General features: G+C 39.6%; 13 protein-coding genes. 3 read left to right on the top strand and 10 right to left on the bottom strand.

What is annotated here, in order from left to right; genetic code table 11:
- Positions 1-5 precede the first annotated feature (5 nt).
- Entirely contained in the window at positions 6-680 is a 675-nt protein-coding gene (ccoO, locus tag I6F45_RS14315; RefSeq protein WP_010554062.1) for a cytochrome-c oxidase, cbb3-type subunit II, read from the bottom strand.
- Positions 681-692: 12 nt separating this feature from the next.
- Positions 693-2,126, bottom strand: coding sequence for a cytochrome-c oxidase, cbb3-type subunit I (ccoN, locus tag I6F45_RS14310; RefSeq protein WP_007585649.1), 1,434 nt, complete (start codon positions 2,124-2,126; stop codon positions 693-695).
- Between the two features lie 340 nt (positions 2,127-2,466).
- On the opposite strand from ccoN, the gene I6F45_RS14305 reads away from it, so the two are divergent.
- The 3 genes from I6F45_RS14305 to I6F45_RS14295 all read left to right on the top strand — a co-directional run bounded on the left by I6F45_RS14305 (position 2,467) and on the right by I6F45_RS14295 (position 7,671).
- On the top strand, positions 2,467-2,892 hold the full coding sequence (locus I6F45_RS14305) for a hypothetical protein (protein WP_197119464.1): 426 nt from the start codon (positions 2,467-2,469) through the stop codon (positions 2,890-2,892).
- 631 nt (positions 2,893-3,523) lie between these two features.
- Positions 3,524-6,211, top strand: coding sequence for a TonB-dependent receptor (locus I6F45_RS14300; protein WP_197119465.1), 2,688 nt, complete (start codon positions 3,524-3,526; stop codon positions 6,209-6,211).
- Between the two features lie 107 nt (positions 6,212-6,318).
- Positions 6,319-7,671 (top strand): hypothetical protein, encoded by a 1,353-nt coding sequence (locus I6F45_RS14295; protein WP_197160866.1) that lies wholly within the window; start codon positions 6,319-6,321, stop codon positions 7,669-7,671.
- A gap of 47 nt (positions 7,672-7,718) precedes the next feature.
- Here the strand turns inward: I6F45_RS14295 and I6F45_RS14290 are convergent, their stop codons facing one another.
- The 8 genes from I6F45_RS14290 to I6F45_RS14255 all read right to left on the bottom strand — a co-directional run bounded on the left by I6F45_RS14290 (position 7,719) and on the right by I6F45_RS14255 (position 16,639).
- Entirely contained in the window at positions 7,719-7,970 is a 252-nt protein-coding gene (locus I6F45_RS14290) for a DUF3862 domain-containing protein (protein ID WP_197119466.1), read from the bottom strand.
- Between the two features lie 19 nt (positions 7,971-7,989).
- Positions 7,990-8,826, bottom strand: coding sequence for a peptidoglycan binding protein CsiV (locus I6F45_RS14285; RefSeq protein WP_197160864.1), 837 nt, complete (start codon positions 8,824-8,826; stop codon positions 7,990-7,992).
- A complete protein-coding gene (gene mfd / locus I6F45_RS14280) occupies positions 8,826-12,299 on the bottom strand; it encodes a transcription-repair coupling factor (RefSeq protein WP_197160862.1) in 3,474 nt (1,157 codons plus the stop codon). The genes I6F45_RS14285 and mfd overlap by 1 nt, the downstream gene beginning before the upstream one ends.
- A gap of 71 nt (positions 12,300-12,370) precedes the next feature.
- Positions 12,371-13,264: a carbon-nitrogen hydrolase gene (locus I6F45_RS14275; RefSeq protein WP_197160860.1), complete on the bottom strand. Its 894-nt coding sequence runs from the start codon at positions 13,262-13,264 to the stop codon at positions 12,371-12,373.
- The gene (locus tag I6F45_RS14270; RefSeq protein ID WP_197119470.1) at positions 13,261-14,316 is read right to left on the bottom strand and encodes an agmatine deiminase family protein; all 1,056 of its coding nucleotides are present in this window, start codon (positions 14,314-14,316) and stop codon (positions 13,261-13,263) included. The genes I6F45_RS14275 and I6F45_RS14270 overlap by 4 nt, the downstream gene beginning before the upstream one ends.
- 57 nt (positions 14,317-14,373) lie before the next feature.
- The gene (locus tag I6F45_RS14265) at positions 14,374-14,982 is read right to left on the bottom strand and encodes a PilZ domain-containing protein (RefSeq protein ID WP_197160858.1); all 609 of its coding nucleotides are present in this window, start codon (positions 14,980-14,982) and stop codon (positions 14,374-14,376) included.
- A 239-nt stretch (positions 14,983-15,221) separates the two neighbouring features.
- Entirely contained in the window at positions 15,222-15,989 is a 768-nt protein-coding gene (locus I6F45_RS14260) for a haloacid dehalogenase type II (protein WP_197160856.1), read from the bottom strand.
- Entirely contained in the window at positions 15,989-16,639 is a 651-nt protein-coding gene (locus tag I6F45_RS14255) for a peroxiredoxin-like family protein (protein ID WP_024594381.1), read from the bottom strand. Before I6F45_RS14255 ends, I6F45_RS14260 begins: the two co-directional genes overlap by 1 nt.
- Positions 16,640-16,654: the final 15 nt, after the last annotated feature.

Genomic DNA, 16,654 nt, shown 5'->3' with positions numbered 1-16,654 from the left:
ATTTTTTACTTCAAGTGGGTACCAAGTTGCTGTAAATACGCGATGAGAGCTTGGATTTCTGTTGCGCCTTTGCCATCATTCATAGCATTAACTTTATCAACATCTGCTTGAAGCTCTGCATCATCGCCATAACCTAAACCCGGATGTTTTGGGTTTTCTGGGTTAATAGCAAAAGTATCACGGAAAAGTTGTAGTTTTTTCAGAGTAAGGCTTGTATCAACCGTATTCTCTGCTAACCAAGGAAAGCCTGGCATGTTTGACTCAGGAACCACAGCACGTGGATCAACTAAGTGAGCATAATGCCAATCGTCCGAGTAGCGCTTACCAACACGAGCCAAGTCAGGACCAGTACGTTTAGAACCCCATAAAAACGGATGATCCCATACTGATTCGCCTGCTACAGAGTAGTGACCATAACGCTCAACTTCATCACGAAAAGGACGAATCATTTGTGAGTGACAGTTAGAACAACCTTCACGCACGTAAAGGTCGCGGCCTTCCATTTCTAAAGCGTTAAGAGGGCGTAAACCCTCCACTGGTTTAGTTGTATCGTCTTGAAACATTAGCGGAGTGATCTCAACTAACGCGCCAAAGCTAATAGCAAAAACAGTCAGAATAGCCATAAGGCCAACGTTCTTTTCTACTATTTCATGTTTGTTTTGTGAATTTTTCTTGCTCATCATCTCACTCCGTTATGCTAATTGTGCTTGCGCGTCTAGTTTCAGAGATTCTTTCTCAGCTGAAATAGTGCGGTAAACGTTATAAGCCATAACTAACATACCCGTTACGATGAATACACCGCCTACAAAGCGCATGATATAGAAAGGATGCGACGCTTCTAAAGACTGCACAAAGCTGTACATTAATGTACCGTCAGCATTCACTGCACGCCACATTAGACCTTGCATTACACCAGAAATCCACATTGCAACAATGTATAAAACAACACCTACAGTGTGTAACCAGAAGTGGGTATTAACTAATTTAACGCTATACATACGACCTTGCGCGAATAACGCAGGAATTAAGTGGTAAATAGCACCAATTGAAATCATAGCAACCCAACCTAGTGCACCTGAGTGTACGTGGCCGATTGTCCAATCTGTGTAGTGAGATAACGCATTTACAGATTTAATTGCCATCATTGGACCTTCAAACGTAGACATACCGTAGAAAGACAATGAAACAACTAAAAAGCGTAGTACTGGATCAGTTCGTAGTTTATGCCACGCGCCAGATAGCGTCATAATACCGTTGATCATACCACCCCAAGACGGTACGAATAGGATAATAGACATAACCATACCTAAACTTTGCGTCCAATCAGGAAGCGCTGTGTAGTGAAGGTGATGAGGACCAGCCCAGATATATAATGAAATTAGAGCCCAAAAGTGAACTACCGATAAACGGTATGAGTACACTGGACGACCTGCTTGTTTAGGTACAAAGTAATACATCATACCCAAGAAACCAGCAGTAAGTAGGAAACCTACAGCGTTATGACCGTACCACCACTGAACCATAGCATCTACGGCACCTGCATAGATTGAATATGATTTAGTTAACGACACAGGCACTGCCATGCTGTTTACAATGTGTAGCACTGCAACTGTAATAATAAAGCCAGCATAGAACCAGTTAGCAACATAGATGTGCGACACTTTACGCTTGATTAAAGTACCAAAGAATACAATAGCGTAAACAATCCAAACCACAGCGATTAAAATATCGATTGGCCATTCAAGTTCTGCATATTCTTTTGAGCTAGTAATACCTAACGGTAGCGTTATTACTGCTAATACAATAACGAGCTGCCAGCCCCAAAAAGAAAAGGCGGCGAGTTTGTCTGAGAAAAGACGCGTTTGACAAGTACGTTGTACGACGTAATAAGACGTCGCAAAAAGTGCACTAGTACCAAATGCGAAAATTACTGCGTTCGTGTGTAACGGACGTAGTCGAGAGTAAGTTAACCATGGTGTATCAAAGTTAAGTGCTGGCCAAGCTAATTGGGCAGCAATCAGAACCCCAATACTCATGCCAACGATGCCCCAAATCACTGTCATAATAGCGAATTGGCGTACAACCTTATAGTTATACTCAGTTTGTGATGCTACTGTTTGGCTCATTTTCTGGCTTCCGCTGCAATAAATGCGTTTAGAAATGAATTACCCACCTTTAAAAGTGGGGCCTACTATTTTCCCCAGGCGTGTTATCTAAAACTTTCAATACATGAAAGCTTCAGAAAAAAAACTTGAGAAACCCTTATTTTTTGCGGGTGAAATGATAAATTTTTTGGCCTAAAAAAGATAGGTCAATTACATAAAATTATGACATCAATCAATGTTTGTGAGCTTGTTGTTTATTTTTTGATACAGTTTGTGCCTTATTTGGCCTAATAGTAACACTCGCACTTGTTATTTATAGTCGTGATTATTAGTATTTGCTTTTCTTTAGTGCGAAATTGTTATGCTTATATATAGGTTAAGTTTACTTACTGCGGTGTTTTTTTTATTAACAGCGTGTGATTTTTCTAAAAATACAGATGAAAAATTTCTTAAAAATGGCATATGTGAAGCTAATTTGCCGTGTACTTTTTCAAATGATGTTAAAGTATGGTTAAGCGAGAAAACCCTTTCCCCCGAGACCCCATTTACTATTTTTAGTGATTTACCAGTAAACATTACAATTGAAGATGCCAAGCTTAAAGGCATTACCATGTACATGGGTTACATTCCCCAACAATTTAAAAAACATAATGATCTTTGGCAAAGTAATACTATGGTTGGTATTTGTTCCGAGCAAAATATGCTTTGGAATTTAGAATTAACTGTTAAAGATAATGCCACCTCTGTAATACAAACTCTCAATTATTCTTTTTACGTAACGTATTAAAGTTGCGGCTGCAAACTCTTGCAAACTCTTGCATACATCTTACATTTTTGATGTGAGTTCGTTTTCTTATACATACGATTATTTGAGTGACAAGATCAATAAAATTGCCTTTTTAGGTTTTGATACTGATAAAGCTTCAATGGTGAATGAGTGCTCTAAAAAAGTTCAACTTTAATTGCGACTGAATAAAAAATCTAATCAAAAAACGTCCTAAAGTAGCTAAATCAGACTATTTAATCGCTAAGCATGCATAAATATGGTTAGTAATTAACATTTAGTTTTGCGGTTTTAATAATGCACTGTGATTAACTTGTTAATTTATCTAAATTTGGTACATCATTCGATTAATTACATTTAATTACAAAGTGAGCCAGTTTGGTTTCATCTGTATTGTTTAAGTATCCGGTGGCTCCTAATTATTTGATACCAATGTGTATTTATTTGTTAACAATGAAACAACTTGTAACGTATGTTCCTAATAAAGTTGTTCTATTTTGTTGTAATATATAAAACAAACAGCTGTTAAGTTTTCGTTCAGTTAAAGGCGCCTAAGTTGCCCGTCTGACTCACTATTCTTATAACAAGTGAGCATTACCAATAAAGGTAAATTTTCAACAAGTAGGGTTCTTTCATGAAAAAATCAACTCTTGGCTTAGCTGTAATTACAGCGATACCAATGTTTTCAAGTGTGCAAGTTTTAGCGGCTGAAGAAGCAGTAAAATCAATCGAAAAAATTCAAGTGACGGGTTCTCGTATTAAGCGTTCTGACATGGAAACCGCTAGCCCAGTTACACTAATTGGTGCAGATGAGATCAGAGCTTCTGGCGCTACATCGGTTGATAGTGTTCTTCAGCAAATGACCGCTACTGGCGGCGCAATGACTAATCCAGGCGTTAACAATGGTTCTGGCGGTGGTGCATCAATAGATCTACGTGGTTTAGGTTCACAACGTACATTAGTACTTGTAAACGGCCGTCGTATGATTAACTCAGGTACTGGCGCAGCTTCTACAGTTGATTTAAACACTATCCCAGTTTCTATGATCAAGCAGATAGAAGTACTTAAAGATGGCGCATCTGCTGTTTATGGTACTGATGCTGTTGCTGGTGTTGTGAATATCATTCTAAAAAATGATTTTGAAGGCTTAGATTTAAACGTTAACTCAGCAATGACATCAAAGCACGATGCATCTGAAACATCTATCGACTTTACAGTTGGTACTTCATTCGATAAAGGTAATATTGTATTTGGCGCTCAGTACACTAATCGTGGAGAAGCTAGCCAAGGCGATCGTGGTTTTGCTAACTGTCCTTTATTTGAAGGTGAAAACGGTCTTTTCTGTGGTGGTTCATCATTTAGTGAAGGCGGCCATATCTATAACGTAAACACTACAGGTATTACTAATAGTGAAGGCGAAGTAGAGCAAAAAGGTTTAGCAAACGACAGCGGTTTAAGCAACCGTGGTGGTAGTTTACATCGTTTTACTGATGCAGCAGATGCTTACAACTACGCAGAGCAAAGCTACTTATACACGCCAATGGAACGTTTAAACCTTACTGGTATGGGGACTTATGAGTTAAGCGACGATACTAGCTTTTTCAGTGAGTTTACTTACACTAAACGTTGGTCAGAACAGCAATTAGCTCCACAGCCTATTAATTTTGGTTTTAATTATAACGAAAGTATGGGTAATAGTTTATTAGGCCAAACGTATGATAAACGTCAAGTTGCTAATGGTGCATTTGTAGAAGATGCTAATGGTAATTTTGTAACAACACCAACTAACTACGCTTACAATGACAATATTAGCTACCGTCGCCGTATGACTGAAAGTGGTGCACGTGGTTTATCTCAAACAGTAGATACAGTACGTATTGTTGTTGGTGCTGAAGGTGTGATCAGTGATTACTCTTGGGATTTCTCTGCTAACTTTGGTCGTAATGATTCAGTAGATAAATTAAGTAACCTACATAATGTTTCTGCTATTAATACTGCAATTTCAGCAGGTACATTTAATCCATTAAATGAAGCTGATTGGGCTTTATCTAATGTACAAGACTACATTTACACAGAGCAAAACTCAGGTGGGAGTCAGTTATTCATTTTGGCAGCATCACTTTCAGGTGAAATGTTTGAAATGCCAGCAGGTTATGCAGCGTTTGCTGCAGGCGTTGAGCGCCGTCAAGAAAAAGCGTTTTATACACCTGACTCAATTTCTGCACAAGGCTTAGGTAATGATCCTCGTGTTGATGCAACTAGCGGTGGATTTGATGTAAACGAAGCCTACGTTGAATTTGCAATTCCACTACTTGCTGATGCACCTTTTGCTGACGCAGTTGAGCTTAGTGCAGCTATTCGTGCATTTGATTACAGCACGTTTGGTTCAGACGAAACTTGGAAGCTAGGTTTAACATGGCGTGTAAATGACGAACTAATGCTACGTGGTGTTCGTTCAACAGCATTCCGTGCTCCTACAGTTGATGAGCTTTACTCTGGTAACGCTCCATCTTACGAGCAAGTTAGCTACCCAGGCGCAGATAGCCAAGCTGAAGTAACAGTCGGTGGCAACATCAATTTAACTCCAGAAGAAGCAGATACGCTTACTGTTGGTGTTGTTTACGAGCCAGAATGGTTGGATGGCTTCTCAATGACTGTAGATTACTACGACATTGAAATCGAAAACGCTATTTCTACTTACAATAACCAATATGTTGTTGATCAATGTATCGGTAATGCAAACAGCAGTACTAATGCAATTTGTACAAGTACTTCTGCTGTGTTCCAAGCTGATGGCCGTATTGTTTTCAATAACCAATTACGTAATATTGGTTCTGAGAAAACGTCTGGCATCGATTTAAACCTTACTTATGCGTTTGATGCATTAGGTTTAAGCTGGAAAACAGGCTTAGATACAACTTATTTAGATGAGTATGTTGTTGATACAGGCGCAGTAGTAGATTACTCAGGCTTTATCACTGGTGGTGCTGGCGGTTACGCAGATATTAAATCTAACTTTAACTTAAACGTTAAAGGTGACAACTGGGATGCTACATATGAAGCGCGTTATATTGCTGGAATGGACAGCTTTGCATGTATCGGCGATGATACCTGTTTAGCTCCTGAAACACCTTCAATTGTATATCACGATATTAGTGCTTCTTACATGATCAATGACGTGTTAACTGTTTCTGCAGGCGTTAATAACATGTTTGATAAAGAGCCACCGTACTACTCAGGTAATAATGATTCAAACACTGACCCGTACACTTACGACACATTAGGTCGTCGTTTATTTGCTGGTATCAATATTAAACTATAATATCTAGCACATTAATCGTATTAAGGCTCAGTATTTACTGGGCCTTTTTTATTGAACAAAACAAAGGAGACAAGTAAACTAAAACGATATTTTAGAAGGAGAACTGATTGTTAAAACAAGATGAAAACTTATCTTTTGTCATTGAACCAGAACTAACTCCTCGTTCTGAACAGCGCATAGATCTGTATTTTTCTATCCCTAATGAAATGGGGATTAATCCGCAAACGCTTACCGAAGAATCATATTTTAATAACCACTTCAAATCGCATTTAGCGTATAACGCGAATAATATACACTTGCCTTTAGTGCGAAGCCGCTTTGTGAGTAAAAATAAAGGTGAGCAACAAGATTATCGCCAAAACCTTAATTTATTTTGTTACCAAGTACGTTTAGCCCTTGATGCCGATATAAAAGACGCGTTAAAAATTGACGAAGCCGAAGACTTTTATAAACGTGCTAACGAAGTATATGAACAAAGTGAGGGGCTTTTAAAAAAGCTGCGCCGCTATACTCCAGATGACGAAAAGCTACTGCCATTTTTTACCAATGCTGATAACTATTTAAGTTGGCATGTTGAGCAATCTTTTTTAAAGCTTTTAGATGAAGGCCCCCGTAGTAGCGATTATGCGAAAGAACGTAACGATTTAATGCAGTTTTGTAAAAACGAAAATGCGTACCGGGCCGAAAAAAACTATAATTCTGAAACCACCATGCAAGACGCTAATCGAATAACAAATAAAATGCGCTTGCTACAACGCTTAATTGAGCATGGCGTTATATTACAACGCCAAACGCGGTTTCTTAATAGCTACCTTAAGCGATTAGTTAAGGGCACGGTAACAGCAGTTATAATGGCATTTGTGATGGTTGTAATACTTAATGCTCGCTCAACATTTACTGAAGTCACCGCGACGCTTATTTTAATATTAGGGGTTATTTACGGCCTACGAGAAATATTTAAAGAAGATATTACGCGTATGATTTGGCGAGCTATTGTACAAGGGCGACCCAAGTGGCGATTTAGTTTTAAAAATAGTATTACCAAAGACAAAATCGCGAGTCAGCTAATTTGGCTTGAATACACACGCTTTAAAAAAATCCCTAAAGAAGTAAAATCTATATTTTCAAAACGTCGACAGCAAAATAAACAAGCTGCGCAGTGGTTACATTTTGCAAGTGAAACGCGTGTAAGTGCTAAAGAGTTTTTACCCGGTTACGATACCTTGCAACAAACTCTGCAATTTAGTCTTGCGCCATTTGCGCGTTATTTAAAACGTGGTGAAGGGAAGTTATATCATTTAGACAGTAATAAAATATCTAAACAGGCGGTTGAGCGGCGCTACCAACTTAACATGGTGCTTGTGCTGACTGAGGAAGATAGAACACTTTATCAACGCTATAAAATAACGTTAAATCGCAGTAAAATCGTCAATATTGAGCTTATTTACTCGAAAAAGTAAGCTTATGAATAAAAAAGGGACTGATAAAATCAGTCCCTTTTTTATATTTATTTAGCTAAACCATGTTTGCTGTATAAAGTTACTTTGTTTGATACTAGCGTGATCTCGATATTTTTCGCTTCATCGCCCCACACACAATTAGTATGCAGTGTTTTTTCAACACAGTTATCTGCACTGCCCAAAATGGTTTCAACTTCAGTCTTATCCATACCTACTTTAATTTTTTCGTAGCTTTCAAGGCTTACTTTAGAACAAGCCGCAAGGCTTAATGTAGCTGCGATGATAAGGAGTTTTTTCATTGTTATATCCTACTTAGTATTAATGTTTGAATTTTCTGATTTGGACGATCATGCCCATTCGTGGGTGGTCAAAGTAATGTACTTCACCACTTATTACACGTCTAAACTGAGAAAAGCGGGCTGACTCTATGTCGCCATTTTCTAGCTTTTGGCTAATATCAAAATTAGCTGTAATGTATAAATAATGTCGTAAGTGTATTTTAAATAAACCGTCTAGTTCCCATTCTGCTTTTGATTGGTCTGGGTCGTTAAATAGTTCAGGTTGTGAATTTAATAAACTTACAAAATCAGGATTTGAATAGCTAGGGGTTACGTTGGAATCACTTTTAAGGTGTTTACCTGCTATTAAATGCATACTTGGAGCACGCGATTTACTTGCGCCTTCAAAGCGCCAGCCAGTATGTAGAATAGGTGTTAACCCTTTGCGATCTAGCTGTCGGTACTGCGCTTTAAATTGCAGTTGTTCTGGCGCTAATAAATAAGTTTGCTGCATATCATCTTTAGCGGGTGCTAGAGGTGTTACAGGTAGCTCATCGTAGCTTTGCAGGTAGTTTATACTGTCACCGCATACACCCGATTGCGGGTTTGAATTAACTAAGGAATCGGTGAAAGAGCGTTTTTGAAAACGCTCATCGCCATCTATACAGGCTTGCATTGCTTGCTCTGTGTAAAGTGGCGTCATTAAATCTAGAGAGTTTTTATCCTCAATAGCTTTGTGCTTAAGGGTAAAGTCTTCTTGTAAATATGGAGCAGGGCGCTGTTTAAATACCAGCACCTCAACCTCAAACCAACGCTCTGCAAATGCAGTGCTACTAAATAAGCAGCAGAAAATAACAAGCGATTTTTTTAGCAACATTAATGGCTAACCTTTTTTTCGAAATCTGCAATCATTGCAGTGACCATTTTTAAGCGTTCGCGGGCATTAGCCTCACTAATAGCAAAGCGCAGTTTATTTGCGCCATCCATTTTGTACACCTTAGGCGCACTTTGTATCAAACCTATAATGAAGCTAGGGTTAACCTTAGTATCTTGGCTAAACTCAAAGTAACCGCTTTTTGGATTAGCCTCAATTTTTGTTATACCCAAGTTACTGGCCTGCATTTTAAGCTGTTGTAAGCTAAACAAGTTTTTAGCGGCATCTGGCAGTAAACCAAAACGGTCTATCAACTCAACTTGCAGTTCATCCATGTCATCAAGGTTAGCACAACTTGCAACGCGCTTGTACATACCTAAACGTGCATTTACATCGTGTATGTAATCATCAGGTAATAGTGCAGCTAGTTTTAAATCCACTTCGGTTTGCTTTTTAAGTAGGTTTTCAAGTGTTGGTTCTTTACCTTCACGTAGCGCATTTACAGCTTGCTCGAGCATTTCCATGTACAAGCTAAAACCGATAGTTTGCATTTGACCTGATTGATCGTCGCCAAGTAACTCACCCGCACCACGAATTTCTAAATCGTGTGTTGCTAGGGCAAAACCTGCGCCTAAATCTTCTAACGATTCGATTGCTTGTAAGCGTTTACTCGCATCTTTAGAAAGTGCTTTAGGGTCACCTGTGAGTAAATAGGCATACGCTTGATGATGGCTTCGGCCAACTCGCCCACGTAATTGGTGTAACTGTGCAAGGCCGAGTTTATCTGCTCTATCCATAATAATGGTGTTGGCTGTAGGTACATCGATACCGGTTTCGATAATCGTGGTACATACCAACACGTTGTATTTTTGATGATAAAAGTCAGTCATTATTTGCTCAAGCTCTTGCTCGCGCATTTGACCGTGAGCTGAGGTTACGCTTGCTTCAGGCACCCATTCACTGATCTCTTGTGCAACACGCTCAATAGTTTCTACATTGTTATGTAAAAAGTAAACTTGACCACCGCGTTTAATTTCACGCAGTACCGCTTCGCGTATTAGTTCTACATCGCGTTGGCGTACAAAGGTTTTAACCGCTAAACGTTTAGCAGGCGGGGTCGCGATAATTGATAAATCACGCATGCCACTCATAGCCATATTAAGTGTACGCGGTATTGGTGTTGCAGTGAGTGTAAGTATGTCTACATCGGCACGTAGTGCTTTAATTTTCTCTTTTTGGCGTACACCAAAGCGATGTTCTTCATCAACAATGAGCAAGCCTAAGTCGTTAAACTTAATGTCTTGCTGAATAAGTTTGTGTGTGCCGATAACGATATCGAGCTTACCGTTGGCCATTTTCTCAAGCGTGTCTTTTTGTTCTTTAGTTGAGTTAAAACGCGAAAGTACACCAACTTCAATAGGAAAATCAGCAAAACGGTCTTTAAAGTTTTCAAAGTGTTGTTGAGCCAGCAAAGTGGTAGGCACTAAAATTGCCACTTGTTTATCATCGTTAACCGCTACAAAAGCAGCGCGCATGGCTACTTCTGTTTTACCAAAGCCTACGTCACCACACACTAAGCGATCCATGGCTTGCTTTGATTGCATATCACCTAACACTGCTTCTATGGCGCTTCGCTGATCGTCAGTTTCTTCAAACGGGAAGCTATCGCTAAATTGGCGATATGCAGGGGCGTCTAGAGTAAACTTATTACCGGGTTTTGCTTGGCGCTGTGCATAAATATCAAGTAATTCGGCGGCTACATCGCGGACTTTTTCAGCCGCACGTTTTTTAGCTTTTTCCCATGCATCTGAACCAAGCTTATGCAGCGGGGCACTGGCTTCTTCACCACCCGAGTAACGACTAAGCATATGTAATGCAGATACTGGCACGTACAATTTAGCTTCACTTGCGTAAGTAATCGTTACAAATTCAGTAACTACACCTGCAGCATCAATTGTTTGCAAACCCTGATAACGGCCAACACCATGATCGAGATGCACAACAGGCTGACCCTCCTTAAGCTCGGCTAAATTACGAATGAGCGCATCTTGGCTCGCTTCGTACTTGTGCTTGCGGCGTCTGCGCTGAGAGACTTTAATACCTAGCAGTTCTTGCTCGGTAATAATAGAAAGGCTGGGTTTAGTACCAAGTACTACACTTTGTTCAAGTGGGCTTACTATTAAACCTACATCACTCGCGCTTTTAGTAAATTGTTCGAGTGTTTCAAATTCTTTAAATTTTAAACCGCTTGGTTTTAAAATGCTCAGTAATGACTCGCGACGACCATCGGATTCAACACTGAGTAATATGCGGCCTTTTTTCTTTTTTTGTTCTGCTACATAATTTATAAACGCGGCGTAAGGTTCATGCTGCTTATGATCAATTCGAATAGCAGGCAGCTCGCTAACGCTTAAGTTTTTATTGCCCGCTTTAGTACCAAGCTTTGCAAGAGATAAACGAATACGTGCAAAATTGCCTAAATTAGAAAACAGCTCTTCAATAGGCTGATAAAGCGCATTGGGCTCTAGTAATGGGCGAAGTGGGTCAACTCTGCGGTTTTCATAGCGTACATTTACATCGTGCCAAAAGGTGTCTGCCGCATGCTCTAAATCGCCTAGTTGCATAACAGTTGTTGTATTTGGCAAGTAGTCAAAAATAGTCGCTAGCTTTTCAAAAAACAACGGCATGTAGTATTCGATACCGGCAGGCCAGTTACCTTTACTGACTTGCATGTATACCGAGTCTTGCTGTGAGCTTGCACCAAACTTTTCACGGTAGCTTATTCTAAAACGCTCAATATCGGCTTCATTAGTAGGAAATTCGTGTGCTGGAAGTAGCTCAATTTTATCTACTTTTTCATCAGAACGCTGCGTTTCTACATCAAATAAGCGAATAGTGTCGAGTTCGTCATCAAAAAAGTCGAGTCTAAATGGATGCGGGCTACCCATCGGGTATAAGTCAACAATAGAGCCGCGTATAGCGTATTCGCCGTGCTCCATTACTTGTTGAACATTTAGATAACCGGCTTGCTCTAAATTATCACGAAAGTTATGAGTGTCTAGTTTGTCGCCTACTTTAAAGTTGATTGTTGAACCATAAATAAATGAGGCTGGCGCTGTGCGCAACATTAAGGTAGATACAGGTACAATTAATACACTTTGTTGTTCTTTTTTTAAGGTGTTTAATGTCGCTAATCGCGCTGAAATAATATCTTGATGTGGGGAGAAATGATCGTATGGCAGAGTTTCCCAATCAGGAAATACCATTACTGGGTTATCGGGTAATAAATATTCTAATTCTGTTTCAAGGCGCAGTGCGCTTGGTGTATCAGGCGTAACAATTAAGACTAAGTTATCTTGTTGTTTAACGCCTTCAGCAATGGCAATACTTAAACCACTTCCGCTTAGCTGGCCCCATTGAATTTTATCTTTTTGAGATTTTACCCAAGGCAAGGCTGCCCATTGCTCAAACGCCATTTATTACTCCATTTATAGTTGGCTCTTAGCAAGTAAGAGCCATTATATTTGTGACCCAGAGTTCAGGTTACTTAGTCTCGGTATATTTTTGTTAGGTCTTTGTAGTGATCAATTCGTCGATCACGTAAGAACGGCCAAATACGTCTTACGTTTTCTGAGCGTTTTTGATCAATTTCTACCACTAAAATTTGCTCATCAGTATTATTAGCCTCGGCTAGTAACTCACCTTGTGGGCCTGCAATGAAGGAGTTTCCCCAAAACGCAATACCATCACTTTGTCCGCTTGGGTCACTTTCATGGCCTACGCGATTACAACTAATTACCGGCACACCATTGGCAACAGCGTGAGCACGCTGGGAAATAACCCACGCATCTTTTTGACGAGTTTGCTCAGCAACGTCGTCATTTATATCCCAACCGATAGCAGTAGGGTAAATTAATACCTCAGCGCCTGCCATTGCCATTAAACGAGCTGCTTCAGGGAACCATTGATCCCAACATACTAGCACGCCTAATTTACCTACCGAGGTTTGAATCGGCTCAAACCCGATATCACCAGGGGTAAAGTAAAATTTTTCGTAAAAGCCAGGATCATCAGGAATATGCATTTTGCGATATTTACCGGCAATGCTACCGTCTTGCTCTAATACAACCGCAGTATTGTGATAAAGACCCGTTGCGCGTTTTTCAAATAAAGAGGCCACAATTACAATGCTTAGCTCTTTAGCAAGCTCACCTAAGGCATTACTGCTAGGGCCTGGAATGGTTTCGGCTAAATCAAATACGTCAACATTTTCGGTTTGGCAAAAATAGAGGCTTCGGTGTAGCTCTTGGAGTACAACTAGTTTTGCACCTTTTTGAGCGGCTTCACGAATGGCATTGATTGATTTTGCCATATTTTGTTCAGCACTATCGTTGTTGCTTTGTTGCACTAATGCAACGGTTAATTTTGCAGGGCTTGTCATTGTGCTGCTCCAGCTAAAAATCCACGAGGTAATTGCATTGTAATACAGTGCAGGCTGCCAAATTGTTCAATTATTGGCTGGCAATTAACGCCAATAATAATGTGTTGTGGGTATGCTATTTGAACTTGCGCTAGAGCACGTTCATCATTGGCATCATTATACGTTGGCACAAGCACCGCATTATTAATAATTAAGTAGTTAGCGTAGGTAGCCGGTAAGCGTGTTTGCTCATCGTCATAAGCGGCTTTTGGCCACGGTAACTTAATTAAGTTATATGGGGTGTTATCGGCTGTTTTAAAGGTTTTTAGTTGTTTTTCCATCGCATCAAGTGCGCTGTAGTGCTCATCAGTTTCATCGTCGCACTTTACATATACAAGGGTATTATTTGGTGCAAAGCGCACTAAGGTATCAATGTGGCTGTCGGTGTCATCGCCCGCTAAATAGCCATGATCAACCCATAAAAAGCTCGTTGCGCCTAAGTGCTCTTTTAAAAGTACTTCTATGTCAGCTGGGTTTAAATCTGGGTTACGATTTTTATTGAGTAAACATTCGCTGGTTGTTAGCAACACACCATGCTCGTTTATTTCAATACCGCCACCTTCAAGCACCATATCGAGCGCTTGATATTGATTTTTTTTGCTACTTAGCTCTTTTACCAATGTACGATTAATTTGATTGTCTAATGCACTTTCAAACTTGTTGCCCCAACCATTAAAAGTAAAATCATAAATTTTTAATTGCTCTGGTGAGTCAATGGCGGCGCAAGTAAGCGGACCATGATCGCGTGCCCACGTATCGTTAGTAGGCGTTACTACAAAATGAACACGATTAAGAGAGATGCTAGCGCTATTTAGCAATGCTGTAATATGCATTTTTAAGGCACTGTTATGCGCCACAATAACAAGCTGTTGCTGCGTTGTTATATGTTTAGCAAGCTCAACATACACAGGTTCTACACGTGCTAAATTATCAGCCCAATCGGTGTCTTTATGAGGCCACGTAAGCATAACAGCGTCTTGCTGGGCCCATTCTGGTAAAAGTCTAAAGTTCATGAATTTTATATACTAATTAAGATGACACTAGTTTAGCATTTTACAAAAAGATGTCAGCTAATTATCGTTGTTTGAATCATCTTGGGCTAGTTCTAATTCTTGACGTTTTTTAAGTTGGCGGGTTTGAGCATGTAAACTCGCTCTAACAATTAGTTCTTGGTCAGTGGTTCTAATAGCGGTGAAAAGCAGGGTGTATTGATAATGTTCGCTATCTTGCTTTTCTACTGCCACAACTTCGGTGTAACAGTACACAGCAGAGGCTTCGTGGTGCAAAAATAGCTTAGTTCTGAATGATTGGCCAATTGAGTGTACTTCAGGAGAAGTAAAGCGAATACCACCGCCACCATAACTATCACATTGAATTGCGTTATCTTGGGCTTGTTCTGAGGCCAAAATATGGCTCATTATTAAATCTATTTTACGTGACTGCGCTTGTAAAAATGCAGCTAGCTCTTGTGCTATATCGCCTAAGTTACGCAGTGGGCGTAACGAGCTTTGCTCAAGCTCACTTACTTCATTAGCTAATCTAAATAATGGGGGGATGTCGTCTTCAAGCTCAAGCTGCGATTTAGGGACTTGTTCGTTCGATACGGCGAATAAATTCACTCTTATACTTTCATTAATTTGAAAGTACTGCTCAAACTCACCTAATCTTTCACTATTCATTATATTCTCCACCACGTATTTATTTAATAGTAGCGTTGTGAGTACTAAATTGCTAGCAGATAAAATAACTCATAACAGGCTAAATACTTTGTTTACATTCAATTTTTTAAGATTTGAATCTGCCAGATACTAATTATGAAAATAACCCACTAAAATTCTAAATAATTTTAACGGCCATAAAAAAGCGGCCAATGTCATCCTAACATTGGCCGCTTGGGTATTGATTCATCAGCGCATACTTATTTAAGTAGAGCGGCTAATTCATGTAAATCTTTCACAACGTGATCTGGCTTTTTAGCTAATGGGTAAAGTGCTTTACCTGGGCGAGCAATAAACGTAGTTTGTAAGCCAGCTTCTTTTGCGCCAGCAACATCCCAACCGTGCGCTGCTACCATCATTGCTTCATCAGGTGCTACGTTTAACTTTTTAAGTACCCACTCATAAGCACGTAAATCAGGTTTATAAATTTTAATATCTTCAATGCTGTAACGTGCGTCAAAGTAAGACATTAAACCTGCGCTTTCAAACTGTGCCTTTACACCCTTGTTTGAAGAATTTGTAAGGCTTACTAATTTATAGCCCTGTGCTCTAAGTTTTGCCAGTCCTTCTTTAACATCGCTGTGTGGAGGAAGCGTTAAAAGAGGCGTAACAATAGCTGTTTTAGCTTGTTCACTAGTAATATCAATATTGTTGTTTTGAGCAACCATAAGGAGTGACGCCACCCCGATTTGCCCAAAGTCGTGATAACTACCGCTTACTGTATCTACTAATGAATGGTGCAGCATAGTCGAAAACCACAGTGGTAATAAATCTTCACGCCCGCCTAGTGCTTTACCAATAGAGGTACGCATTGACGTTAAATCAAGTAGGGTTTCGTTTACATCAAAAATAAGCACTTTGGGCTTTGTTTGTTCTTTTGGTTCATCAGCGACTGCATAACCTGACACAAGGCTTGTGCCAACAAGTAGTGAAAGAGTAAGTGTTTTTAACGATTTTAAAATAGACATTAGTTATTCTCCGATTCAAGTGCTGCCATAACATCAGTAGGTTCTGCGCGTAGGGTGTAGTCTTCGTTTAAAAATGCGTATGTAATAATACCTTCTTGGTTTATCACATAAGTAGCCGGTAGCGGCAATTTAAAGCTTTTATCGCCGTAGTAGTGTTCAAAATCAATACCAAATTGTGTGTATAACGCTTGAATACGCTCATCGAGTGTAAACAATAAACCAAATTGCTCAGCTACTTTATTACTAACATCTGAAAGCACATCAAACTCAAGGTCGTTTTTTTGTGCAGTTGAGAGAGTTTCATCAGGCAGTTGTGGTGATATTGCGACTAACTGAGCATTTTGAGTTTTAAATTGCGGTAAGTAGTCATTAAGTGCTTTTAGCTCTAAATTACAATATGGGCACCAGCCACCACGATAAAAGCTAATAATTACCGGGCCTTTTTTTAATAAATCCGCAAGCTCAATCTTTTCGCCTTTATGATTGGCTAGGCTGAAGTTTTCTACTTTTTGACCAATTTGCAACGCATTGTCTTTAATATGCTGTGCAATAAGCTCTTCGTTTGTAGTGTTCATTAATGCTAAAACGTCAGCCGGTAACTTGGCATCTTTTTGTACGTTATAGGCATCTATTTGCGCTTTTAAACTCATGATTGAACCTCAATA

This window comes from Pseudoalteromonas sp. SWYJZ19 (assembly GCF_015864375.1).
Lineage (GTDB): Bacteria > Pseudomonadota > Gammaproteobacteria > Enterobacterales > Alteromonadaceae > Pseudoalteromonas > Pseudoalteromonas arctica.
Note: the sequence above shows the minus strand (reverse complement) of the source record. Positions and strands in the feature narration are given on the sequence as shown.